25 protein-coding genes and 3 pseudogenes are annotated in these 23,545 nt (G+C 56.9%); 15 read left to right on the top strand and 13 right to left on the bottom strand.

Annotated elements, in window-relative coordinates; genetic code table 11:
* Positions 1 to 4 precede the first annotated feature (4 nt).
* Positions 5 to 640 carry an NrsF family protein gene (locus tag N7E02_RS05540; protein WP_286579021.1) on the top strand — a complete coding sequence of 212 codons (636 nt, stop codon included), beginning with the start codon at positions 5 to 7 and terminating at the stop codon, positions 638 to 640.
* 12 nt (positions 641 to 652) lie between these two features.
* On the opposite strand, the gene N7E02_RS05535 is transcribed toward N7E02_RS05540, so the two are convergent.
* From N7E02_RS05535 to N7E02_RS05520, 4 genes are all read right to left on the bottom strand, one after another.
* A complete protein-coding gene (locus N7E02_RS05535) occupies positions 653 to 1,240 on the bottom strand; it encodes a TetR/AcrR family transcriptional regulator (protein WP_286579020.1) in 588 nt (195 codons plus the stop codon).
* Between the two features lie 228 nt (positions 1,241 to 1,468).
* Positions 1,469 to 1,747: a hypothetical protein gene (locus N7E02_RS05530; RefSeq protein ID WP_286579019.1), complete on the bottom strand. Its 279-nt coding sequence runs from the start codon at positions 1,745 to 1,747 to the stop codon at positions 1,469 to 1,471.
* A 241-nt stretch (positions 1,748 to 1,988) separates the two neighbouring features.
* Positions 1,989 to 2,450 carry a YHS domain-containing (seleno)protein gene (locus N7E02_RS05525; RefSeq protein ID WP_286579018.1) on the bottom strand — a complete coding sequence of 154 codons (462 nt, stop codon included), beginning with the start codon at positions 2,448 to 2,450 and terminating at the stop codon, positions 1,989 to 1,991.
* A 470-nt stretch (positions 2,451 to 2,920) separates the two neighbouring features.
* Positions 2,921 to 3,784 carry a LysR family transcriptional regulator gene (locus tag N7E02_RS05520; protein WP_286579017.1) on the bottom strand — a complete coding sequence of 288 codons (864 nt, stop codon included), beginning with the start codon at positions 3,782 to 3,784 and terminating at the stop codon, positions 2,921 to 2,923.
* Positions 3,785 to 4,119: 335 nt separating this feature from the next.
* Between N7E02_RS05520 and N7E02_RS05515 the strand changes: the two are divergent.
* The 3 genes and pseudogenes from N7E02_RS05515 to N7E02_RS05505 all read left to right on the top strand — a co-directional run bounded on the left by N7E02_RS05515 (position 4,120) and on the right by N7E02_RS05505 (position 7,234).
* Positions 4,120 to 5,059: pseudogene (locus tag N7E02_RS05515) on the top strand (alpha/beta hydrolase).
* 188 nt (positions 5,060 to 5,247) lie between these two features.
* The gene (locus tag N7E02_RS05510) at positions 5,248 to 5,919 is read left to right on the top strand and encodes a response regulator transcription factor (RefSeq protein ID WP_286579016.1); all 672 of its coding nucleotides are present in this window, start codon (positions 5,248 to 5,250) and stop codon (positions 5,917 to 5,919) included.
* Positions 5,916 to 7,234 (top strand): annotated as a pseudogene (locus N7E02_RS05505) (sensor histidine kinase). The gene N7E02_RS05510 and the pseudogene N7E02_RS05505 overlap by 4 nt, the downstream one beginning before the upstream one ends.
* 134 nt (positions 7,235 to 7,368) lie before the next feature.
* Here N7E02_RS05505 and N7E02_RS05500 read toward each other — a convergent pair.
* Together N7E02_RS05500 and N7E02_RS05495 are read right to left on the bottom strand one after the other, a co-directional pair.
* Positions 7,369 to 7,569 (bottom strand): hypothetical protein, encoded by a 201-nt coding sequence (locus N7E02_RS05500; RefSeq protein ID WP_286579015.1) that lies wholly within the window; start codon positions 7,567 to 7,569, stop codon positions 7,369 to 7,371.
* A 117-nt stretch (positions 7,570 to 7,686) separates the two neighbouring features.
* Positions 7,687 to 8,433, bottom strand: coding sequence for an SDR family NAD(P)-dependent oxidoreductase (locus tag N7E02_RS05495; protein ID WP_286579014.1), 747 nt, complete (start codon positions 8,431 to 8,433; stop codon positions 7,687 to 7,689).
* Positions 8,434 to 8,524: 91 nt separating this feature from the next.
* On the opposite strand from N7E02_RS05495, the pseudogene N7E02_RS05490 reads away from it, so the two are divergent.
* From N7E02_RS05490 to N7E02_RS05460, 7 genes and pseudogenes are all read left to right on the top strand, one after another.
* A pseudogene (locus N7E02_RS05490) lies at positions 8,525 to 8,868 on the top strand (winged helix-turn-helix transcriptional regulator).
* A 535-nt stretch (positions 8,869 to 9,403) separates the two neighbouring features.
* Positions 9,404 to 9,916 (top strand): response regulator, encoded by a 513-nt coding sequence (locus tag N7E02_RS05485; RefSeq protein ID WP_353622814.1) that lies wholly within the window; start codon positions 9,404 to 9,406, stop codon positions 9,914 to 9,916.
* 417 nt (positions 9,917 to 10,333) lie between these two features.
* Positions 10,334 to 10,543 carry a cold-shock protein gene (locus N7E02_RS05480; protein ID WP_018902430.1) on the top strand — a complete coding sequence of 70 codons (210 nt, stop codon included), beginning with the start codon at positions 10,334 to 10,336 and terminating at the stop codon, positions 10,541 to 10,543.
* Positions 10,544 to 10,664: 121 nt separating this feature from the next.
* The gene (locus N7E02_RS05475) at positions 10,665 to 10,889 is read left to right on the top strand and encodes a hypothetical protein (RefSeq protein ID WP_286579090.1); all 225 of its coding nucleotides are present in this window, start codon (positions 10,665 to 10,667) and stop codon (positions 10,887 to 10,889) included.
* A 30-nt stretch (positions 10,890 to 10,919) separates the two neighbouring features.
* The gene (locus N7E02_RS05470) at positions 10,920 to 11,300 is read left to right on the top strand and encodes a DUF6481 family protein (RefSeq protein ID WP_286579013.1); all 381 of its coding nucleotides are present in this window, start codon (positions 10,920 to 10,922) and stop codon (positions 11,298 to 11,300) included.
* Positions 11,301 to 11,379: 79 nt separating this feature from the next.
* Positions 11,380 to 11,655: a hypothetical protein gene (locus N7E02_RS05465; RefSeq protein ID WP_286579012.1), complete on the top strand. Its 276-nt coding sequence runs from the start codon at positions 11,380 to 11,382 to the stop codon at positions 11,653 to 11,655.
* Positions 11,656 to 11,874: 219 nt separating this feature from the next.
* The gene (locus N7E02_RS05460) at positions 11,875 to 12,327 is read left to right on the top strand and encodes a hypothetical protein (RefSeq protein ID WP_286579011.1); all 453 of its coding nucleotides are present in this window, start codon (positions 11,875 to 11,877) and stop codon (positions 12,325 to 12,327) included.
* Between the two features lie 66 nt (positions 12,328 to 12,393).
* Here the strand turns inward: N7E02_RS05460 and N7E02_RS05455 are convergent, their stop codons facing one another.
* On the bottom strand, positions 12,394 to 12,660 hold the full coding sequence (locus N7E02_RS05455; protein ID WP_286579010.1) for a DUF982 domain-containing protein: 267 nt from the start codon (positions 12,658 to 12,660) through the stop codon (positions 12,394 to 12,396).
* A gap of 46 nt (positions 12,661 to 12,706) precedes the next feature.
* On the bottom strand, positions 12,707 to 12,964 hold the full coding sequence (locus N7E02_RS05450; protein WP_286579009.1) for a DUF982 domain-containing protein: 258 nt from the start codon (positions 12,962 to 12,964) through the stop codon (positions 12,707 to 12,709).
* 236 nt (positions 12,965 to 13,200) lie between these two features.
* On the opposite strand from N7E02_RS05450, the gene N7E02_RS05445 reads away from it, so the two are divergent.
* Entirely contained in the window at positions 13,201 to 13,515 is a 315-nt protein-coding gene (locus tag N7E02_RS05445; RefSeq protein ID WP_286579008.1) for a hypothetical protein, read from the top strand.
* Here the strand turns inward: N7E02_RS05445 and N7E02_RS05440 are convergent.
* From N7E02_RS05440 to N7E02_RS05420, 5 genes are all read right to left on the bottom strand, one after another.
* Positions 13,495 to 13,902, bottom strand: a complete 408-nt coding sequence (locus N7E02_RS05440) for a response regulator (protein ID WP_286579007.1) — start codon at positions 13,900 to 13,902, stop codon at positions 13,495 to 13,497. The genes N7E02_RS05445 and N7E02_RS05440 overlap by 21 nt on opposite strands.
* On the bottom strand, positions 13,899 to 15,221 hold the full coding sequence (locus N7E02_RS05435) for a sensor histidine kinase (protein ID WP_286579006.1): 1,323 nt from the start codon (positions 15,219 to 15,221) through the stop codon (positions 13,899 to 13,901). Before N7E02_RS05435 ends, N7E02_RS05440 begins: the two co-directional genes overlap by 4 nt.
* A 112-nt stretch (positions 15,222 to 15,333) precedes the next feature.
* Positions 15,334 to 16,206, bottom strand: coding sequence for a GAF domain-containing protein (locus tag N7E02_RS05430; protein ID WP_286579005.1), 873 nt, complete (start codon positions 16,204 to 16,206; stop codon positions 15,334 to 15,336).
* Between the two features lie 488 nt (positions 16,207 to 16,694).
* Positions 16,695 to 17,108 carry a response regulator gene (locus N7E02_RS05425; RefSeq protein ID WP_093003416.1) on the bottom strand — a complete coding sequence of 138 codons (414 nt, stop codon included), beginning with the start codon at positions 17,106 to 17,108 and terminating at the stop codon, positions 16,695 to 16,697.
* Positions 17,109 to 17,111: 3 nt separating this feature from the next.
* Positions 17,112 to 18,227: a PAS domain-containing protein gene (locus N7E02_RS05420; RefSeq protein ID WP_286579004.1), complete on the bottom strand. Its 1,116-nt coding sequence runs from the start codon at positions 18,225 to 18,227 to the stop codon at positions 17,112 to 17,114.
* 283 nt (positions 18,228 to 18,510) lie between these two features.
* On the opposite strand from N7E02_RS05420, the gene N7E02_RS05415 reads away from it, so the two are divergent.
* The 3 genes from N7E02_RS05415 (at position 18,511) to N7E02_RS05405 (ending at position 23,488) form a co-directional block, all read left to right on the top strand.
* The gene (locus N7E02_RS05415) at positions 18,511 to 20,553 is read left to right on the top strand and encodes a histidine kinase dimerization/phosphoacceptor domain -containing protein (protein WP_286579003.1); all 2,043 of its coding nucleotides are present in this window, start codon (positions 18,511 to 18,513) and stop codon (positions 20,551 to 20,553) included.
* Between the two features lie 309 nt (positions 20,554 to 20,862).
* Positions 20,863 to 21,072 carry a hypothetical protein gene (locus tag N7E02_RS05410; RefSeq protein ID WP_286579002.1) on the top strand — a complete coding sequence of 70 codons (210 nt, stop codon included), beginning with the start codon at positions 20,863 to 20,865 and terminating at the stop codon, positions 21,070 to 21,072.
* Positions 21,073 to 21,649: 577 nt separating this feature from the next.
* Positions 21,650 to 23,488 (top strand): PAS domain S-box protein, encoded by a 1,839-nt coding sequence (locus N7E02_RS05405; RefSeq protein WP_286579001.1) that lies wholly within the window; start codon positions 21,650 to 21,652, stop codon positions 23,486 to 23,488.
* Positions 23,489 to 23,545 lie beyond the last annotated feature (57 nt).

Raw genomic sequence — 23,545 nt, 5'->3', positions numbered from 1 at the left:
TGATGTGAAGACGGACGACCTCATCGATATGCTTGCCCAGGACGCTCCCATACGGGTTCGGCTGGGTCGAATACTGGCGGGCGGCGCACTGGTCGGGGGAATGTTTTCCGTCGTAATTCTAGCGGCCGCTATCGGCATCCGTCCGCATATGTGGGAGGCGCTCCACTCGATACGCGTCGCGTTCAAGATCACCGTGACGATCCTGATCTTCGTTTTCACCTATCGGCTGGTCGCACAGATCGGAAAACCAGGCATCAAGCTCAAGCCCTATCTTTTGATGCTGCTCATTCCACTCTGCCTCGTCATTGCCGGCGTTGCCATCGAGCTTGTGGTCTTGCCAGCCGACCTTTGGCGGCAAAACCTGGTCGGCCGCTACGCCTCTGGCTGTCTCGTTTCCATCCCGATCCTCTCGCTTGCCCCCATGCTCTTTTTCTTCTGGGCTCTCAGGCAAGGGGCTCCCGACCATGCCGGGTTCGCCGGCGCAAGCGCCGGTCTGGCTGCCGGCGGATTGGGGGCAGCCATCTATGCCTGGCATTGCCCTGACGACAGTCCACTTTTCATGGCCACCTGGTACTTGCTTGCGATCGCCGCCGTAACGATTAGCGGTTATCTGGCGGGCCGGCGCTGGCTCGTCTGGTGATGAAGCCAAGGGTCAGCTTTTGCCGTCAAGAAGGGCAAGCGCGGGGGCCAGCATGCCTTCAAGTGCATCGCGATCAGGTCTGACGCGGCAGAGCACCCGGATTCCCAGAAGAATGCCAAGGAGATGGCGAGCCAGATCAGCGGCGTCCATCCTGCACTTGATGCTTCCATCAGATTGGCCCGCAGTCACACATTGCCGGAAGAAGAGCTCGATCTTCGTAAGGACATCGCCGACTGATCGCTGGAACTCCGCGTCTCGCGGAGCGACCTCCATTGCTGCATTCACCAGCATGCATCCCCTGAGATCCGGAAAGGTGAGAGACCGTTCGATGATTTCCGAGAAAAAGCTCGCGATCGCGTCGCGCGGTCGTAGTTCCTCGCAGCGTCGGATGCGATCAGCGATGCTTGCCGCGACATATTGGTCAAGCGCGCGCTCATATATGGCCCGTTTGTCACCGAAGGCGTTGTACAGGCTCGCACCGGTGATCCCGGTCGCCTCGATCAGATGCCGAACAGAGGTCGCGTCATAGCCGCGCTGCCAGAAGCATTGCATGGCAGCCTCCAGAACAACCGCTTCCTCAAACTCTCTTGGCCTTGCCACCTGATCCTCGATCGTGGGTCACACATGATCATCACATAGGCACTCGTTCTGGAACGGGCAAACTAAAACCTCGACGGCGCCCAGTTCGAAGATAAGCCTTTGGTTAGCCCTATCCAAAATCTAAGACTCCACCAAGCTTGCAGAAGCCGCCGCGCGCGGTCGGTCCAATGGACACTTGACGAATGTTGGCATGCCCCGCTCGCTGCCAGACGGGCGGATTACATTTCGTCACCCGCGAGGCATTCCGATGGCTTCTTGAGTTGCAAGGTCGCCGTTCCGGTAGCCGTAGGCAGAGGCTGTTCGTGCGACATAAGCCAGCCGTGCTGTCGAGACTACCGCGTCCCGGCCCTGGACGCTGATTTCAGCCAAAAAACTCGCCATGGTCGCGGTGGTGATCAGTACGAGCGAGACCTCTTCCGGCCCTTCGTTTTTTAGGGCATGCAACGCATTCGATTGGATCTTGACAATCTCCCCGGACCGAACGGGCGCCACGCAGAAGCCAGCCAAACCACCAGTTCGCCCTTTAGCACTAGCATGGTCTCCCGGTCGGGATGACTATGGAGCGGAACAAATGCTTTGGCGGGAAGGATGCTACAGATGACGGCTTAGTCGCTTTCTCCCGTATGGGAAGAGAGATCTACGCGCGAGGCCATGACGTTGCGCATTGCGCCCCTCAGGCCCGCAAGGGTACTTGAGGATTTCACATTCATCTCTTGAGTCGAAGTTCGAAAACTGGCTGAATGAAATGCTATGGGGCCGGGTCATCCTTGACGCCGGGCCAGTTGGCATCGGCCTTCTTGATGTAGCCGGCGGTGTCGCTGCGCCACGTCGCCATGACCTCGTCGCTGTAGTTCAGATAAAGCTTGTCATCCACGATTGTGAAAGCTTGCGGCTGGGTCGTTGCCTTGTAGCCGCGAGCCAAGCCGTAAGCACAATAGCCGCCATATTGGGGAGTGTAGCGCTCCGGACTGCGAATGAACGCATCGCGGTGACCCTGGGAGGAGAAATGGAAGTTCGATCCTTTGTGGGACGCCACAAACTCGGGATTTCCTTTGATTGGCTTTCGCTCGGTGAAATACGCCACCGGGTCATAACCGTTGATGGCGACACCATCGGCGGCATAGATCTCGTTGGCTTGTAGGATCGCCGGGGTCGTCGAAAGAAATGCGGCAACAACGGTTGGAAGCAGTAGTCGATAGGAAGCGATCATGAAACTTCTCCTCGTAGAACGGCTCATGCTCCTTCTTCGGCTCAGAAACCGAAATTGTTACAGGAGAAATTCCTTGTCGATGAGAACGGCAATCCAACGATCGTCCGCGTTAAATGAGAAGTAATTCAAAGGGCAGGTTCAACATTTCTTCCGAGAAAATATCGTTGTCGGTCGAATTGCTGGGTCCATGGAAGATGAAGCGAGAGGAAAACGGTCAGACCCGCGCGCTCGGTGACGTCATCATCGCCGCGACAGCTCGCGCGTAGGATTTGACCGTGATCACCGGAAATTTGCGGCACTTCGAACCTCTGGATGTAGCCGTAGACCTCCCAGCGTTTTTCAGAGCCGTTTGAAAAAGCTAGCTGTAAGTTCACTTGAACTACGGGGCAGAGGTTCGGATCTCATCAAGGCATGAGACAGAAGGGAAAAGGAAAGAACAGCGTCTCGCGCCCGAGCAGGATCCGACAGATCTAGGATCGGCTTTTCAGAAACCCGAGAAATGCGCGTAGCGCCGCGGATTGATGGCGACGGCTCGGAAAGTAGATGTATAGCGCCTCCATCGGAGAAGACCATAAAGGCAGAACGCGCGACAGATCTCCTCGGTTGACGAGGTCAGTGACCATTGCGGCTGGAACGCTAACGATCCCAAGGCCGCGTACTGCGAGGTCGATTTGCGAGGCAAGGTCGTGAACAACAGTTGCATCAGGGGGCGAGATTTGCGTCTTGTCGCCTGCCGATACCAGTGTCCACGGAATAATTAATCCGGTAATCTGGCTACGGCACACGATTGCGCGGTGTTGGAGCAAGTCGCTGGGGTTGTTGGGCGCAGATCGGTTCGCCAAATAGGCGGGTGCCGCAGCCAAAATCGCCATCGATGGAGGCGCGATCTGGACCGCAACCATGTCCTTCTCGAGGTGGTTGCCGAAGCGTAGGCCGGCGTCGTAGCCCTGCTTGACGATATTTACCAGCCGGGCTTCCACAGCAATCTCCAGTTCGACCTCCGGGAAGGCATCTTTGAAGGCGACCAATGTGGCGGCGATCATCAGATCGAACGGTGCCCGCGGCATCGTGAGCCGCAAAGAACCAGCGGGGCGCGCACTTTTGCCTGTCGCGTCCTCCGCAGCTTGCCTGAGTTGTTCGACCGCCGGAGCGGCCGCGAGCAGGTAGTCGTTGCCGACATCTGTCAGGCTCACGCTGCGCGTCGAGCGGCGGAAGAGAGGCGTCCCAAGTCGCTTCTCGAGGCTCCCGATTGCCTGGCTGACCGCCGACGGCGAAATTCCCAGACGCCGGCCGGCCTCCGAAAAACTACCTGCTTCCGCCACAGCTATGAACATAGCGACGCCATCAAGGGTGTCTCTGTATCGCAACGATCTACCTTGAAGTTTTACTTAAAGCCTCATGTGGGATTACCGCGCTTATCGTACGCCCATGTCAAGCCTATCTGAAATGCATGTGAAAGGAGATGAAGATGGATTCTGCAAGATACCTCGGGCTCGATGCCACAAGACACAGACTAAAACGTCGGACAGTTCTCAAGGCATTGGGAGCTGCAGCAGCGTTGCCCTCTGCAGCGTGGGCGGCAACCTCGGCCGCTATTTCGTCCCGAACGTTTTCTTCTCCCCGCCATACGACACGTTATCTCGAATGCGGGCCGGCCGATGGGCCGCTGATGATCTTTCTCCACGGCTGGCCGGAGCTCAGCCTTATCTGGCGTGCGCAGATGGTGGCCTTTGCATCCGACGGCTGGCGGTGCATCGCGCCCGACATGCGAGGATATGGTGGCTCGTCAGCACCCACTGCTTCCGCCGCCTACACCAACGAACAGGTCGTCCGGGACATGGCGGAATTGCATGACCATCTCGGAGGCGAGCCTGCGATCTGGGTCGGCCATGACTGGGGCAGCGTCATTGCCGGGTCGCTGGTTGCGCACGAGCCCGCCCGCAGCCGCGGTCTTGTGCTGATCTCTGTTCCTTATTTTCCGGATGCGAACGCTTTGCCCACCCTTGTGCCTTTGATTGACCGGACGATCTACCCGGCTGATGAGTATCCGGACGGGCAGTGGGACTATTACCGCTACTACACGACCCACTTCGAGGCGGCGGTCTCGGATCTTGACGCGGACAAGGCGGCATCACTGGCGTCGATCTACCGCCCCGGCGATCCGACAAGCGTCCGCAAGCCATCGGCAAATGCGCTGGTGACGCGCAAAGGCGGACGCTTTGGCGAGGCGCATCGAGCCCCCGACCAAGCCCGACCCGGCGCTTTGGCCCGCAGCCGACTTCGACGCCCTAGTCGAGGCGTTCGATGCCCATGGCTTTCGCCCACCTTGCGCGTGGTATTTGAACGACGCGGCCAATATTGCCTACGCCCGCAGCGCGCCGGACGGCGGCCAGATATCGCTGCCCGTGCTGTTCGTGAATGGCGAGTATGACCAGATCAATACCATCAAAGGTAATCGCTACGGCGAGCCGATGCGCGCGGCCTGCGCCGACTTGAGCATCGTAAACCTGCTCGGGGCGCATTGGCTGCCGCTGGAGCGCAAGCCGGAGGTTGTCCAGGCAATCCGAACGTGGCTGCAGGACAAGAACTTGTCTGCAACGCGACGGTGAGTTTTTACACTTGGATCCAAGGCATCAATGAAGAGCACCGATGAATCTGTGGAGGGTGTAAATCACCGCCACAAGTTCCGTGACGCCAGGATTTTGCAATGTTGCGCTAATAATAACAGGGTGCGGCAACAGTCTATTGCGGACTTGAAGACTTAATCCCGGCACAGTGGTGAAGCGAGGTGTGATCGTTGAGAGTACTGATCGTAGAGGACGAGGCAGAATTCGCAAATGCGCTGCGGGTTGCGCTTGAGCGAGAGCGCTTCGTTGTCGATCAGGCGGACCGCATCTCGATAGCACAGGAGGCAGCCATGTCTGGATCCTATGATCTTGTGTTGCTTGATCGCACTCTTCCGGATGGGGACGGGTTGTCGCTCCTGCCAGTGCTGCGCGAAACCCACCCTGGCCTTGCCGTCATCGTGTTAAGCGCACGCGGGGAGGTGACAGACCGCATCGCCGGCCTCGACAACGGCGCTGATGATTATCTTACCAAGCCGTTCGATGTCGACGAGATGTTTGCCCGCATTCGTGCGGTTCGAAGGCGCCCCCATCTGGTGAGTGAGGAAATTCATGTCGGGGCGCTTGTGTTCGACGTCTCGAATGACGAGGCCAGCGTCGGTGGCGCGAGGCTCGATCTGACCCGCCGCGAGTTGCGCGTTTTAGCAGCTCTCGTAAAACGTCGTGGTAGAACGGTGGTGAGAGAGGCCTTGGAACAGGCTGTTTTTGGTTTCGACGACGACGTGCAGTCGAATACGCTGGACTCCCACATCTCGCGTCTCCGCCGCAAGTTCGCTGAAGCGAACGCGGGCATCGAAATCCATGCGATCAAGGGTGTCGGCTACCTGTTGAAGGATCTGACATGAAGCGAGGTCAGCCGTCGCTAAAGCGCCCCCTGATCGTAAAGCCGCTGATCTTCCAGCTTGCCACACTGCTCATCGCCTGTACATTCTTCATGGCTTTGGCGCTTCGCATGGACAGCGGCGGGCTCTATATCGACGAGACGATAACTCCGGTGATCGCGCGCGCAATCGTCCGGGATCAGGATGGTGGGCTCTCGATCCGCGAAACAGCCGAGCTCGCCGAGCTTCGTGATGAATCTCCCGACCTTTGGTTCGTTGCTGAGGACGATGTCGGCCGGAACGTGACGTTCGGCGACATCCCGTCGCAATATTCATCGCTTCTTGGCCGATTGAAGGATCTGTCCTATGCGCATCTGCGCGATCGCAATCCCCCTATCGGTTGTCGGCGATAATCCGGCGCGAGATCGCTCCGGGCGGAGCGCTGACGATCCTGGGACATGGCAAGCTGACAGGCGTCAGTCTTGTCGTTCTGCTCGCGTCCAATGTCATCGTCATTCCTATCTTCCTTGCATTGGCGCTGATCTCGCTGGTAGTAACGCCGTGGATCGTGCGGCAAGCACTTGCCGGCGTGTCCAGGATCGCCAGGGAAGCTGAGCAGATCGATGCAAACCGGCGTGGGCGACGCCTGAGCGAGGAGCACGTGCCACGTGAGATCGCGCCATTGGTGCGCGCGGTGAACGACGCCCTTCGCCGGCTTGACGAGGGCTATGAACGGCAACGGCGTTTTATCGCCTCCGCCGCGCACGAATTGCGCACGCCCATCGCCATCCTGCGCTTGAAAATTGATACAGCGGCCGAACCGGCGACACGCAAGCTAAGCGCCGATGTGGCACGCCTGAGCAATCTTGCCGAGCAAATGCTTGACATACAGCGCTTGGATGCCAAACGGGCCGACGAACGCGTCGATCTAGGAGCTCTCGCCCGTCGCGTCGCGGCGGATCTGGCACCGCTATTTATTGCCTCATTGCGCACGATAGAGGTGCAGATCGAAGGCGCGTCAGTGCTTCGTGGTGACGCGGGTGCGATCGAGCGGGTAATGACGAACCTTGTCCAGAACGCGATCGAGCACGGCGGGCACCATGTCATTTTGCGCGTGACAGGTTCCGGCTTCGAGGTTCAGGACGATGGTCCGGGCATACCCCTTGAGGAGCGCGATCGCGTCTTCGACCCATTCCACCGCCTGAGACCACGGTCTACGGGCAGCGGCCTCGGCCTGAACCTGGTGTAGCAAATCATTGAGCGACACGATGGCAGAATTTCGATCCTGAGTGCGCCCGGCGGCGGAACCATTATGCGTGCCGAATTCGGCTCGCAGTGAGGCATTTTCAACGCTGCATACCAGACGTTATGGAGAACCTATGAACGAGAAGACTTGCACCTTGCCAACTCCCGAGCAACGGGAATTTCTCGAAATCCGCGAAGCTGCAGAGCAAACGATGCTGGAGACCGTTTTCAAAGCAATCGATGAGGCGGCGGCCGAAGTTTCGGAAAGACTCGAACAGTCGGGTCTTTCAGTTCGAGCCAACCAGCAAAGACTATTTCCTGTTCACGGTTCAGCAAGTTGCCTTCATCCGCCTCTGCGGCGGCGATCCGCGTACGATGCAAGGCGGTGATCCGGAGCTGGGTCAACGGATCGTCAACAATGGCCAGCATATCATCGACCACTACTGGCGAAGCGGCAAAGATTAGAGTCCTCGGCCGGTTGGGATTTTAGCTATCACATTCTTGCCCCGAAGGGCCCCAGGCAATCACGCTTGGGGCTTCCAGATCCTAAACCTGCGCTGCGCCACCGTCAGCGAAGACTTCGCCGCCTGTCATAAAGCTACTATCTTCTGAAGCCAGGAAGAGGGCGACAGCCGCAATCTCTTCGGGATTTGCGACCCGGCCGAGCGGAATCTGTGCCGCTAGACCTTGAAGCAGCGCAGACTCCTCTGCAGGTGTTACGAGCCCCTTCAGACCAGGCGTCTCCGTGGCACCGGGCGATAGCACATTAACCCGGATACCCGACCCCTTAAGATCTAAGGCCCAGCTGCGGGCAAAGTTGCGGATTGCTGCCTTTGTGGCGCTATATACGCTGAACGCTGCAGTTCCGATGGAGCCGGTTGTCGATCCGGTTAAGATGATCGATCCGCCCCTCTGCATAAGCGGAAGTGCTTTCTGCACGGTGAACAACGTACCTTTGACGTTGACGTTGAATGTCTGATCGAAAGACGCCTCGTCAATCGCACCGAGCGGGGCGAATGTGCCTAAACCTGCATTCGCGAAGAGGATGTCAATTCGCCCGCTCTTCTCCCGCACCGTTTCGAACAACCGATCGAGATCGTCCAGCCGCGACACGTCCCCTTGTACCGCCGTCACTCCACCGCCAATAGCTTCAACCGCTCTGTCGAGTTCCTCTTGACGGCGGCCGGTGATGAATACCTCGGCGCCCTCCGCAACGAACCGTTTCGCCGTCGCCAGACCGATCCCACTGTTTCCGCCTGTGATGACGGCAATATTGCCTTGAAGTCTGCCCATCAAAGTTACCTTTCAGAATGTCGTATGAAAACAAGATAGACAAGCGCTTTCATTGTTGCCAGTATGCACCTTTTGGTAAGTGAGGAAATTCATGATGGTTACGTCCAATTTCCTCTGCGGGCTCGACGCATCACTCGCTGTCATTGGCGGGAAATGGAAGCCGTTGATCTTGTTTCACCTCGCTCACGAAGCTCGACGTTACGGCGACCTCAGGCGCGCTGTCGGTAACGTCAGCGACAAGATGCTCATCCAGCAGCTTAAAGAACTAGAAGCCGACGGGATTGTCGATCGGCACGACTTCAAGGAAATCCCCCGAAAGTGGAATACTCACTTACGCCGTTCGGCGAGACGCTCGCCGAGGCGCTGAGGCCACTTTGTGCTTGGGGAACGCAGCATATGACCGAGGTTGCGAAACTGATGTCGCAGCGAACCTGAGGTGTTGAAAACCGTCTTATGCCATAGCCAAGCGACCAATGCGGAGCAGTTGCATTAATGACCACTACCTGCAGTTATGATTATGGAGACGGTTTTTCGGTCCCATCCCCAATCAGTCGTGCGGTGAAACCAAGCTCTTGGTCGGCAGACGAACCTTGAACTGAGAAAATTCGTAATGACCGTGTCGCCAGTTCGATTCCATTCAAGAGCTTTGTAACCATCAACGATTAGCGGGCCCATATGGGCCTGACTTATTAGGCTCGCTCAAAGAGCTATACCGTACGGATCGGTGATCCTGCTCAGATGATGATGTAGCCGATCAATAATCGCACTGCGAGTGCAGGACCGCCTTTGCACGAGCCCGATCGGCCGAAATATGTGCGGTTCGCCAAACGGCGCCGAGACAATCGGCAAAGAGATGTTTCTCAACGCAATGCAGGGGACCGCGGACACACCAAGACCATGGATTGCGCAAGAGCCCACCGGGCAATTGTGTCGATCTCGATGACGGCTACAGGCACATTCCTATTCGCACTTGACTGAAAACGACGATCACGAGGAAAAACGCTTCGGAGTTTCGTGGCACTACTGGAACGAAACACGCAACGGTCTATTTGATACGGTATCAGACAAAATGTTTGAGGGCTTGAAGCAGGGCCACTTCTCTCTAACCGAAACGAGACAGCCCGTGCATTCCGAACCCATCACCGTTCTCGTCGTCGAGGATGAGGCCCTAATCCGGCTTGCAATCGTGGACGAACTGGAAGTAGCTGGCTTTCAGGTCTTCGAGGCCGATAGTGCTGCAGCCGCAATCGCCATCATCGAACGCCATGCTGATATCCGGATGATCTTCACCGATATCGATATGCCGGGTACGATGGACGGACTAAAACTTGCAGCATTCGTTCGCGATCGTTGGCCACCCATCAAAATCATTGTCACATCAGGCAGGTTTATCCCGGGCGCAGGTGAGCTGCCGCCCGGCGTTCCTTTGTTGCCAAGCCGTACGACTTCGAGCTCGTCATTCGGTCGATACACGCGGCAATGACCGAGTAAGGTAGCTCTGCACTGCTCACCAACTGCTGATGTAGCGGCTCGGCGTCTGGTTAACGGAGGGAGGCAAGACGCGCGGGGAGGAGGTCGACGTCCGGCTATTCCGTCTGAAACCTTGTGGCACGCAAAGGACATTGGTCGGCCACCTTCGTTTTTCCTGTAAACGCCTCGGACTACATGTGCTTGAGTTTGCAACAACCTAAAGTGGCGATCGCGCTCGTCAAAAAAACTAAACGTTGACGCCGGACTGTTTGCAGCCTATGTATCTTAAATCGATCTTTTGTTTGCCGAGCTTGTCTACGGCGTGATTGGCACCGCGTTTTAAGCGAACTTCTCTTTCAAAAATAGTCGGTTCATACCCGCGTAGCATTTGCCTCGCGGTCCCTCAATCTATGCTTTGAAAGGGTTCATCATGACCACTGGCACAGTAAAATGGTTCAACTCCACCAAGGGCTTCGGCTTTATCCAGCCTGACAATGGCGGCGCTGACGCTTTCGTTCACATCTCCGCTGTCGAGCGCGCCGGAATGCGCGAACTCGTTGAAGGTCAGAAGATCGGCTTCGAACTTGAGCGCGACATGAAGTCGGGCAAGATGTCGGCCTGCAATCTGCAGTCCGCTTAGTGATATCTGCTTCCCTTTGACCACGGATGTACTGGCATCGCCGGAAGCACTTATCAGTCTGAGGCCAGGCGGCTTGCCTGGCCTTTTTAATTTGGTCGAACGACCGACGATGGAGGAGTCCATGACGGAAACATACAGCAAATCTCGCCAGCAAGCCGAAGTCGCCTTCGGCAACGTTCAATCCCAATTCTTTTCCAAGAACAACGCGTTGGAAGAGTTGCAGTCGGAAGAACACGCACGCGAGGCGAAGACATTACGGCTCAGAGAAGCAAGGCTTGCGAAAGAGCAGGCTGAACGGATGTCGGCAACCGCCGCACTCGTCGCCAAACGCACCAAGGTGCGCTAACCGCGCCATCGGCGCTTGAGGACATACTATTTGAGAAACTTTGGAAACACTGAACTCGCTGACCGACTATCCGCTGCTGCTCATGCGAAAGCGGCGCTCCTTGCCGCTTACCAGGTAGCCAAGACCGCTAACGATCCCATACGGGATGCAAAACAGGCCGAGCGCACCGCACTTGTTCAAGCGCGCGACTTACGCCGTGTAGAACGAGACCGTCTCAAAGTTGAGGAGCGTAACCGACGCGACGCCGATGCGGCCGAAAAGCAGGCAGCTATCGAAGCTGCTGCGTTAGCGGAAACGGAGGAGCGCGCGATCGCAGAGAGTGCAAGGATCAGACGTGTCGTTGAGGATGATGCTGCTCGGAAGGCCGCGCGCGATCGCCGCTATGCGAACCGCAAGGCTCGGCAGGCCTAAATCGCCAGCAGATTAAACCGGGGCACGTCCCGGCTTGACGAAGCGACCGCTCCCGTGAGGGCCGCATTAGGAGCATGCCATGTCACCAGACAAAAACGAACTGCAGGCGATCAATACGGCTTGGCAGATTGCGATCCAGGAAATCCTGCGGATGGTGATACGCGATATGTACCACGGAAGCGGCGAAGAAGCTTTCAAAACACATATCAAACGGATCGAAGAAGCCGCAGTCGACAGCATCCAAACGGACTTGCGGCTTCGTGGCACGGACGAATGGACTGAGGTTTTGGTCAAAGAGCGGGCGAGCAACTTTGTTACGACGCTGCTGACATCCTTTACCTACGATCGTGCCTGATCGCCAACCCTCCAGGCAGCAGGTAATCAACGCATCCAGGTGCGGCCATCCCACCAGAACAAAAACGGCTTGCGATCGAGCTTGAGCGCGGGAGCGCACCTGGAACACCGCCACGCCTGGCTCGTTTGGGTGTCGGCGTTATGAGTATCAGACCTTTCCTATCAAGCAGATCGTACGCGCTTTTGCGTCTCGATCAGCAACCGTAAGGAACCACATTCGATGATCGATAAACAAGATTTCTCCGTCAGTTCAAATGGCGACCGGTGGTCGCTTGAAAAGCATCAGGTCTCGGGTGAAACGGTGGTGGTGCATGAAGCGAACGCGCCTTCAGGCGGTCAGGTAACCCGCATTCCTGTGGCGGATTTCCTCAATCGCAATGTGGGCAAGCCCGAATTTGAAGCCCTGCTGCAAATATTGGGTCAATCGCACCCGAGGCCGGAAAGCCAGCTCAGCGAGGATCAGGGTGAAACATCCTCGTATGCGACCGCGATGCGTTACCTCAATCTCGGTGGACGACGCCGGGCGAAGGTGGATGACAATATCGTCACCACGCGGTCATGGGAGAATGATCCTTCCGAAGCAGAGGCTTTCTGGCAAGCAAACGTCGAAACTCTCGACGAAAGAGGTCGACGAGATGTCGCGCTTCATCTGCCGAGCATCAGCGAACGATAATCGTTCAAGGTATGGACTGACGCAGAGCCAGGAGCAACCTCTTTTCCTGGAGCCTTTGCCTTAGCATTAGCGGCGATCGAGCTTCACTCTGTAATCTGCGTAGGCCGCGATAAATGAAAATCTGGCAATCTCGGCATCGCAGCGATATGTGAGCGCACTGTTGCAGTCAGCAATCGCAGCGCGGAAAGGTGCTCCGGTTTGATGGCGAAAATTTTCATGAAGAAATTTGAGAGCCGCTCTTGGCCCAGTGATGGGCTTATCGAGCAGGCCATCTTGAACGAAGACAGCAAACTCCCACTCGAGACCGAAACCTACGGGGATTACGGAGTTCACGAGCTTCCCTTTCCCGCGGGTTCGATTGGCCGAGGGTTGTAAAGGTTCAAAGCACTGAACGCTGCTGTTTAAGCTGCAATCGAATATGGCGCCGGGATTTCAGCGCCGTTTCGAATAATTCCCGCGCGAAGTCAGGAGATACGCGACCGTTCAGAGCGTCATTGATGCTGTTTGCTGCGGCAGCAAACGGACGGTCTCTAATCGTCACCCAGCTGGCGCCCATCATAGACTTGTGCGCCTCCATAGGCCCGAAGATCAGGCGGCCATCAAAATCCACCGGCTTATCCCAGTACACGGTTCGCATATTTGTGCTCCCAAAAAACCTATGTAGCGCGCGGATGAGTAAAGGCGAAAATTAAGGCAGAGACTCAACTCTAAACGACCGTCCTGGTGAATTCTCTAGTGCAAGTGAGGGCCGACGATGAGGTGCGGATTTCCGGCGGCCTGCTGCCAAGGCAACGGTCCTGAGTGACAGTATTTTCAGATGCTTGGCGAATATTATAAGTCGGGCGGTGGTTCTCATCCCTTCATAAGCTAAACTTGGCCGAGCCGCTTGAATTCTTTGAAGTCCTTCCCACATCGCTTTGCGCTGGGAAGGAATACCGAATGCCATCATTCTTAGAAACGACCTTTGGCCCGCCCGAACTGGAAATCATCGACGTCGCCTTGAAATCCTGGCGAAATCGGTACGGTTTGAGTAAAGATGACCCCGACGCAGTAATCGCTGCCGAGATCTGCCTCAATCTTTTCCGCGAAGGGCATAATACACTGCCCGAGCTGGTTCAGGCTATGGACGGTCACAGGGGACTGACTGATATCGCAGTGGGTCACGACCTATCGAAGTTCGGCAACTGACCAGGTGCTCATCATCCCAAGGATTGTCTCCATAATTTGCTCTTCTCGGTAGGGTTTCGAGAAGAACATGGTTTCGGCAGGAATGAGATTGCCCGGATCCTCGACATGGCCGGAAACGATGATGATTTTGATCGGTGGCCAGCGGTCGCGAATGATAGCTGCGAGCCGCATCCCATCGACGCCACGTGGCATGTCGACATCGGTCATGACAACCCGAATATCATTGCGGGCTTCTAGGATTTTTACGGCCTCGGTTGCGTCGGCTGCGGGTATTGCCTCGTAGCCGGCCATCTCGACAAGATCAATTGCTGCCAGCCGCAGCAGCGGCTCGTCCTCTACCACTAGGACTACAGGTGGTGTGCGCGTTTCTGACATTTCGCTCATCATGACTGTCGCAACTGGGAGACCAGTCCCCGCATTTCAACCTTCAACCCTTTAGGCTCGTAGCTGACATCGACACCGCCTGTTCCCATGAGGCCAAGACGAATAAGTTTGGAGCCAAAACCTTTGCCGGCTGGTTCTGCAACTGGTGGACCGTCACTCTCTTGCCATAATAGGACGAGGGTGTCGTCGCCGTTCCCGGTCTCGGTTCGCCACGTGACTGAAACCCGACCTTTTTCATTGGACCACGCGCCGTATTTCAGGGCATTGGTGCCGAGCTCATGCATAAGCAGCGCCAGCGACAAAGCGGTCCTCGGGCCAAGCTCAAGGTCAGGCCCTTCGATCGTGTATCGTTCGGGCAGCGCCATCTGGTGAAGGACTGTGTCCATTACCTGAGTCATGCGCGCCGATGTCCAATCCTGGCCCAACAACACTTCGTGGGCCTTGGATAACGCGTGCAGGCGATTTGTGAAGGCCTCTACCGGCGCCCGATCGGTGACCGGTCTCAGTGTCTGCGTCGCGATCGCCTGGACCATGGCCATGGTATTTTTCAGGCGATGGCTAATCTCGCGGTTGAGGATCTGTTGGTCTTCCTCGGCGCGGATACGGGAGGCAGCTTCACGTGTCCGATCAGCAATCGTTCGCACGAAATCCCGCTCTTCGGGCGTAAACTCGTGCGGCTTGTCGTAATGGACAAACATAACGCCCACAAACACGCCGTGCTCAATGATCGGAATATTTACCAGGGTAGCCAGCGAGATCTGCCGAAAGAGATCGGCGGAGCCCGCAGTACGTGGATCAATTGTTACATCTGGGATGATTATGTTGTCGCCGCGCTTCAGGTCGTCGATAAAGCTCCCGTAATCCCGGAACTGATGGAGCCCTGCAACTGGATCGATGCCTGGAGCGCACCAGCCCGGCAGCATTTGAACGGTCTCGGCGACAGCATCGACCATACCGTAGCCCGCGCGAGTTGCGCCCTCAAGGTTGCGCACCATAATTTCAGATGCAACAAAGGCGACCTCGGTAACAGTTTTGAGCTCCCGGATACGGTCGCCAAACTCCAGGAAAGCAAGCTGCCTGTCCTGAGACTGTTTCTCGAGCGTCGCATTTCGGGCAATCTTGATATATCCACGAACGGCACCACTCTCCGTTACGAGCGGCCGGACGGTCCCGTCGAGAAAGGCGTGCGTGCCATCTGCCCGGATATGCCAGCGCCGGTCTATTGCGACGCCTGTTTCCGCGGCCCTGGCTAGCTCGAGATCGGGAACGCCCGCGGCCTGATCTTCGATCGTAAAAATGTCCGAAAAAGGCCGTCCCATCATCTCGGCTTCTGTGCGGCCGAATGTCTCTTCTGCCCCCCATACCAGCTCGAAATCCGGCCGTCGAGATCAGTTGTCACAATGACATAGTCCTTAGCCCCTTGTATCAGCAATCTCAGCCGCTCTTCGCTCTGTTGCAGAGCTTCCACTGCGGACATGCGCTCGGTGACGTCCAGGAACATGGTAATGAATGTGTCTTCCCCCGTGGCTTGAATGAACCCGTCAAGCCAGCGACCGAGGAGTCTACGGACCGGGTAAACCGTTTCGACTCGCCGGTCGCTATCACCTCGGCGACGTCGGTGACCCAGTCATCCTCGATCCCTGGAAGTACCTCGCGGATTGTCCTGCCAACGGGCGGTTCTGTCGAAATCCCAACAAGCCGAGCCCAGGCTGGGTTCACATTATCGTGGCGCCAGTCAACGATGTTGCCTGTGGGGTCGCGAATGACAGTGCCAAGAACAATCCCTTCCTCGAGCTGGTGAAACAGGTTGCTCCAGCGCCGGTCCGAGACAAGCGTGGCAATGTGGTTGCTGGCGATCTTTCCGAACTGCTTCAGCAGGCCAAGTTCAGACAGGCTCCAGTCTCTTGGTTGCCCATCTATTGCAGCGATCGCTCCGATGATCGTGCCGTCAGGGAGGTTCACGGGGACACCCATGTATGAAACTACACCCAGGTCTCCAATAGCGAGGTTGTCGCGAACACGCTCGTGCAGGGTCGCGTCTCCGACGATGAAAGGCTGCTTGTCATCGACCACATGTTGGCAGAATGAGTGCGTCAGCGGCGTTTCCCCGCGCTCCGCCCAGGGTGCGGGCAGCCCGACATGTGCCGCGAACACCTGCCTGTCTTCGTCGAGAATAGATACAATCGCAACGGGACAGTGCAACGCCGTCTTTACGGTCTCTACGATGTCGTTAAACTCTGACTTATGGTGAGGCTCGAACAATCCGGCATTGCGCGCGGCACGAATGCGTTTGGTTGTATTTAGCAAGTGCGCGAGTACCTCATCTGATGTTCGGTCAAGTGTTCGGACAGATATTATTTTGCCGTCACGTTTCTAGATGGGAGATCGGGTAGAAAAGACAATTGCGGATCTAGGATGAATCGGCATAATCAAAGAGCTTGCTTGTAGACATCAAATGCGGGCAGGGCCCGTTCGGGCAGGAAACTCGCGCTTGGACACGATTTTTGCCTTCCGTGCATTTCGATGGCCTCGCTGGTTCGGCTGATGGCTGAGAGGTCATGGCAGACGACTTAGCGTATGTCCCAGCGCCGGCATACTTGCTTTTCTTTCGAATACCGGACGCAAATTCGCGGTATGACGGTGAAAGTGACGGCATCCAAAAGAAAAGTTCACGTCAATGAGCTGCGGACGCTGGAAAACCTCGAATGCGTGAGGAGAAGTCTTTGTGTTAACGCAAACGGTTCGTCATGGCCAAAGCCTGAATCGCCATCCTGGAGGCCCATAAGCAATAGAATTCATGCCGCCTGAGCGGAGCTCGCGAGGACGAGGCTCGGGGGCACTTGTGCGCCACGCATCCCACCGACATAGGCTACCAGATAGGTGAGAGCGTTCTGGAACCCGTTGACAGTGTAGGGCTTCTCAATGCCGCCAATCGCACCCGCGTAGTCGTCGGGTATTCGCTTGAGGTTTCCCGACACGAACACATAGGGCACGCCTTGCGATGCCAGCTCCCTGCCGACATCAATGCCTGTCGGGCCATCCAGTAGCTGGATGTCGACGAACGCAAACTCTGGAGCCGCGGCTCCGATCAGTTCTTTCGCAGTTTTGCTCTCAGCGGCAAGGCCAACCACTTCGTGGCCAGCGGCCTCGAGTTCGCTTTCCATTTCCAGCGCCAACAGCGCCTCGTCTTCCACGATCATGATACGCATTCTTCAGTCCTTATGTTCGTCAACGAGAAGGGTGACGCGGACGTCCGTCCGATGGCCTTCGACGGTCTTCTCGATCTTGGCACCCAGCTGTCGTGCGGAAGTCTCAAGCATCATGGCGCTGAACGCTTGTTCTTCTCTATCTGCTTCTACTGGGGATACCGTATCGGAGACCCTGATCAGGAAGTGCCCGTTCAGCCGCCGGACCTCGAGATGTATTTCGCCGCCACCGTCACCCAGTCCGCGCCGCACGGCATCGCCGATCAGTTCGTTGACCACCAACGCGATGGGAGAGGCCTTAGCGGCGGGAACGACGACTTCGTGCAAATCTGTGGTTACGCGGATATCGCTCCGCCTTAGTGCGCTAACTAGGTCGTGGACCAGCTCCTGCGCGAAGTCGGCGACGTCGAAATGGCCAACGTCATCGTCGTTTAGTAGCTTGCGCTGCACGGTACTCAGCGCCTCAACGCGGTTGAGAACCGACCGGAGTGTCTTTCGGGCAGTGTCATCCTCCGACATGCGCGCTTGGAGCTTGACGATGGACGCGATGGTTAAGAGGTTGTTCTTGACCCGATGATCAACCTCGTGAACCAGGAGGGTTTTGGCCTTAAGTGCGTTCGTCAGGTCGGCGGTGCGATCAGCAACCTCTTCTTCTGCAACATGGCGGGCGCGCGCCAGCTCCGCCTCCTTGCTCTTAATGTTTGTAAAATCGAGCTGAGAGGCGAAAAAGTAAATGACCTCGCCCGCCTCGTTTCGGACCGGACTAACGAAGAGTGCGTTCCAGAACGGCGAGCCATCCTTGCGGTAGTTCAGGATGTCGATGGAAACGTCTGCCTCCGCAGCAATAGCCTGCCTGATTTTCGTAATGGCTTCAGGGTCCGTGTCCGTGCCTTGCAGCAGGCGGCAGTTGCGGCCGATCAGCTCTTCTTCGCTATATCCCGAAAGCATACAAAAGGCTGTGTTGCAAAAGATAATCGGATTGTCGTCTTGGCGGGGATCCGTGATCAGCATCGGCATGCGGGTTGCCTTGAACGCTGCCGCGAACGGGTCTTCCGACATGTGCTCGGCGAGAAGTCGTTGGCCTGCCTCGCGTGCAAGACGGGTCTGTTGCGTATCGTTCATTCCGGTGTCCGATCGAGTGCAGGGTCAACGGGTAACTAATGATGCCGCCGATAACGTCAATACAAGCGTTTCGGTAATAAATTACTTCAGCCGCAACCCGTGGCTTTTGATCGTCATTCCAGCTCGTGCTAATCAACGGAGGAAACGCCGGTCTCCTGCAGGCGTCGTCGGCATTGCCGGCTTGAAAGACAACGCGCAAAGGCCGGCTATGCTTCAACAAAACGTCACGGCCTGCGATGTCGAGCCGATCCATATTCCCGGCTCGATCCAGCCGCACGGCATCATGCTGATCGCGGACGCCCGCTCACTTGTTTGCGTAGGAGAGGCGGGTGACGTCGAGAGTTTTCTGGGACAGACCGTCGTCGGGCAAGAACTCGGGGATATCCTCAACCCGTCGGCCCTTGGGCGGATGTCGGCCATTGCGTCGGGCAAGATCGCCGTCCTGGGTCGTGTCGAGGGACGCAATGGCCCGCTCAACGCTATCGCCTATCGCTCGGGCGACTTCGCCGTCGTTGAGATGGACAGGGCTGAGGAGACGGCCGTCGAGGCGGTTCCCTATCTGGTCGACCTCGACGCCGCCAGCGCCCGCTTCGAACGATCCGCCAGCGTTTCAGAACTCTGCAGAAGCGCCGCGACGGTGTTCCGCGAGCTGACGGGCTACGACCGGGTGATGGTCTACCAATTCCTCGACGACGACGCGGGTGTCGTGGTAGGCGAAAGCGTCGCACCGGGGAACTACAACTTCATGAATCACCATTTCCCTGCATCGGACATCCCGAAGCAGGCGAGGGCGCTTTACCTGCGCAACAAGGTCAGGGTCATCCCGGACGTGGACTACGTGCCGCAGCCAATCACCTCGGACAGGGACCTGCGGGACATCGACCTCAGCGATTCCACACTGCGCAGCGTCTCGCCGATCCATATCCAGTATCTGCAGAACATGGGCGTGAAAGCGTCGGCGTCCTTCTCGATCATCAAGGACAATGTCCTGTGGGGCTTGCTCGCCTGTCATCACCACCAGCCGCGGACCATCCCGCTTACCGCCCGCATGGGGTGCCAGACGCTCGCGAACTCGCTGGCCCGCAAGATCAAAGCGAAAGAGGACGCCCAGCTTCACCGCGAGCGTATCCGCCTTCGGTCACAGGAAGACGCCATTCTCACCCTGCTGGGGCCAGAGAGTTCCTTGGACGAGCTGTTTGCAAAGTCGGGAGAAAAAATCGCCAAGATGCTTTACGCAGACGGGTTCGCCGCGGTGCAGGGAGGCGAACTGTACGTCCATGGCAAGACGCCTGATCCGATCGACATCCGCAAGCTCGCTGACCACCTCAAGGTCCCTGCATCCCAGCAGACTTATGCGACGGCGAGCCTCTCTGCCAAATGGGACGAGGCGTCGGCCTACATGGACGTGGCCAGCGGCCTGTTGGCGGTCACCATGTCGACCGAGGTGCCGACCATTCTGATGTGGTTCCGCGCCGAGCACGTCGAAGTTCTCAAATGGGCGGGCAACCCGCACAAGGACACGGCGCACGACCCCGCCGCGGTCCTGACACCGCGCTCGTCGTTCGAGGCGTGGAGCGAAAGCGTCCGTGGGAAGGCTCGGCCCTGGACGCATGCTGAGGTCGAGTCTGCTGGTCGTGCCGTGCGTCTGATGCTCGAATACCGCAACAACCAGCGCCTTCGCGAGCTCAACCGCGAGCTGACCATCAGCCTACGTGAGAACCAGGGTCTTGTCTCGCAGAAGGACTACCTTCTTAAAGAGGTCAATCATCGCGTCCAGAACTCGCTGCAGCTCGTCTCCGCGTTCCTGCGCCTGCAGGCCCGTGGTGCGACAAACGACGAGGTAAAGCAGAACCTTGACGAAGCGCAGAAGCGGCTCAACGCCGTGGCGCTCGTCCATCGGCGTCTTTATCAGGACGAAAGCGTTGAGGTCATCGACCTCTCGCGCTATATCGAGAGCCTGATCGAGGAGATGGCGACCACGATGGACGCTAACTGGCGCGATAATCTGACGCTCGATCTCGCGCCAATCCTGATCGCGACCGACAAGGCCGTCAATGTCGGTCTGATCCTTACCGAGCTGGTCATCAACGCCCAGAAATACGCCTACGACGGAGCACCGGGACCGCTTGCCGTCAAGCTTGAGCAGCACCGCAACTCGTTGCGCCTGATCGTCTCAGATGTCGGCCGTGGTAAGTCGAAGTCGGCCAAGTCGAGTGGTTTCGGATCGCGCATTCTCACGGCCATCATTGATCGTCTCAAAGGGAATATCGACGAAGAGGACAACGCGCCGGGACTGCGGGTCATCGTGACCGCGCCGATCCAGTGATGAATTGAGGCGCCTAATCAAGATCGGTTTCCCGTTTGACTATGGATTTTCCAGCGCAGACAGAACCGGTTGTTAGTAGGCGAGCAATTAGCGTGGCCTTTATGTCGGCTGGATCGCTGCACGCTATAGACGAAGTGCTTGAGGTTGAGCTTACGTTTTCCAACTTTCCGTTCACTTGCGGGCGCACGCGATTGTGATCGCAAATGCCGCGAGCGATGCGCCAATAATGTGATCGAAAATCATAATTGTTGCATATGTCGCAAAACTAATAGACAGGTGCAGGGTATTGGAAACTATACAGAGTCACAGATGGACGAGATTTCGAAACTGGCCGGATTGCTTGCGGAAATCCGCGCCACTGCATCGCGTCCGCCGCTCGTGAGCCGTGACGCGGTCTCGGTCGAGGCGATCTTGTCGCGACTAGCCATCATCGCGAAGTGTGAGGCGTCACTGACGAAAACGATTGAACCAGAAACCGCTGCTATCACTCAGCTCAAAGACGGCACCAGTAAAGATTGATGGGGTCCCGGCTTCGTCACGAAGACATCGGCCGTAAGCTCCCACTCGAACAATTAACCGTCTACGCTTCACGCTAAATGTGATCGTATCGAATTTGCCGCTCAAAATAGTTGCATGCGTCCGCCTTGCGGCCTCCTCTCGGTCTTCTTCAAAGATAAGATTGATTATGCTTTCGATGTTCATTCCTCTAGCGAGTTTACCGGGGTCAAGGCCGTAGATGGCTGCGTAATTTTCATCTGCAACAAGTCTGTTGTCAAAGAGGCTCCAACTGAACAGGCCAAGAGAAGGTAAAGCAAACTCTGGAAACGAATGGTCTGGCAACGGTGTCCTCCTGTATCTTGCGTAATCGCACCACTCGTCATCGGAGTATAGTGCACGCCATTGCAGTGGAAAGTACCGTCGCGAAGGGATTGTCGTTCGCGTCGAAGAGGAAAAGGATGCTCCCGCCTTAGACGAATTCAGGGCCTCGCGAAAAGTTTTCGCCGGTCGCCGCCGCCCTCGGAAACGGGTGGTTCCATAAGCATCAAACTGCTTGAACCCCATCGCAACCTCTATAAAAGTTACAATCTGTTAGTCAGTGGAGAGCATCGTCCTGGACAACGCCAATGAACCCAAGACCGCTGTTCCGGTAGCCAGACTGCTCGAGACGGTAGACTGGGCGGCTGGTCCAGTCGGCTCAAAATCAGACTGGCCCGCCTGTCTTCAAGCTGCGATCGGCATCATGATCCCATCGCAGGCACAGATTGTGATGTTCTGGGGACCCGAATTTGTCGCGTTCTATAACGATTCATACGCCCCGACGATTGGCGATAAACATCCACACGCATTTGGAAAGCCGGCGCGCGAATACTGGAGCGAGCTTTGGAGCGATTTGGAGCCGTTGCTGAAGCGCGTCCTCGACAAGGGCGAAACCGTTGCTGCGAAGGATCGGCCGTTTTATATCGAAAGGTTCGGCTATCCCGAAACGGTGTATTTCGACATCTCGTATTCTCCGGTCTCGGACCAGGATGGCGCTGTGCGTGGGGTGCTCTGCATCGTCAACGAAACGACCGACCGGGTCAAAGCTGATGCAGCATTGCGAGAGAGCGAGGAACGCCTTCGAGCGATATTTTCTCAATCGGCCGCTGGGATAGCGCTTGGCGATCTGACCGGAAGGCTGATCAGTGTGAACGACCATTTCTGTCAGATCGTTGGTCGTCCCCGCGGCGAATTAATCGGCATGCCGATGCAGGACTTTACGTATGCAGACGACCTATCGGAGAACCGGCGCCTGTTCGAAAATATGGTCGAGACGGGAGACAGCTTCGAAATCGAGAAGCGCTACATTCGCGGTGATGGAAGTCTTGTCTGGGTTTCGAACTCGGTGTCGGCAATCCGGGACGAACGCGGCAACATCTCGCAGGCTGTCGCTATATCTATCGATATCGGCGAGCGACGGCATGCACAGGAAGTCGAAAGGCACCTCGCGTCAATGATCGCCTCCTCTAACGACGCGATCCTCGGTATCGACCTGGACATGACCATCACCAGCTGGAACGCGGCGGCGGAAAGACTCTACGGCTATAAAGCAGAAGAGGCCATAGGACAGACAGTTTTGATGCTGGTTCCGGAAGAAAGGAAGGATGAGGAACCAACAATCCTCAGACAGATCAAAGCCGGACAAATCGTCGAGCCATACGAAACCCAGCGCCTTCGCAAGGATGGTCGGCTTGTCGACGTCCTTCTTAGCGTATCGCCGATCCGTGACGCCAGAGGACGTATCGTTGGCGCGTCCAAGACAACGCACGACATAACCAGCCGCAGAGATGCTGAGCGCTTAAAGGCTATTCTGGTCAACGAACTCCATCACCGCGTGAAGAACATACTTGCAACCGTGATTGCAATTGCCAGACAGACGATTGGCCGCGACAAGGCAAATCGGGTGGATGTCGAGGCGTTTGAAACCAGGCTCGCGTCGCTAAGCAGGGCGCAGGACCTCCTGATCCACGGGGAGGGACAGTACGCCGACATCAACGCCGTTGTTGAGCAAGCGATCTTGCCCTATCCGGCCGAAGCCTTCACCATAAGCGGACCAAGTGTACCGTTGCCGCCCAAAGCGGCTATCGCGCTTTCACTCGCACTACATGAGCTCGCGACGAATGCCGCGAAATACGGAGCGCTTTCGGTATCTGACGGTCGCATCAGCGTTTCGTGGCATTACGAGCCGCACCAGAACTGCAGGCTTACGATCATATGGGAAGAGCAAGGCGGCCCAGAAGTCGCACTGCCCGTGCGTATAGGGTTCGGCTCGACATTGATAGAGCGACTTCTCTCAGCCGAGCTGAGGGGCCACGCGAAGGTTTTTTACGAAAGGAGCGGCGTGAGATGTGTTGTTGAGGCAGACATGTCGCAGGTCTGTGAGGTCCCATCGGCATAAGATTGGGACACCTAAAAACACGATGGCTCTCCGATCGCCCCGCGCAGAGCCCGCAGC

The sequence above is a fragment of the Terrirhizobium terrae genome (assembly GCF_030323265.1).
GTDB lineage: Bacteria > Pseudomonadota > Alphaproteobacteria > Rhizobiales > Rhizobiaceae > Neorhizobium.
The sequence above is the reverse complement of the archived record's forward strand: the minus strand, read 5'-3'. Positions and strand labels throughout refer to the sequence as shown.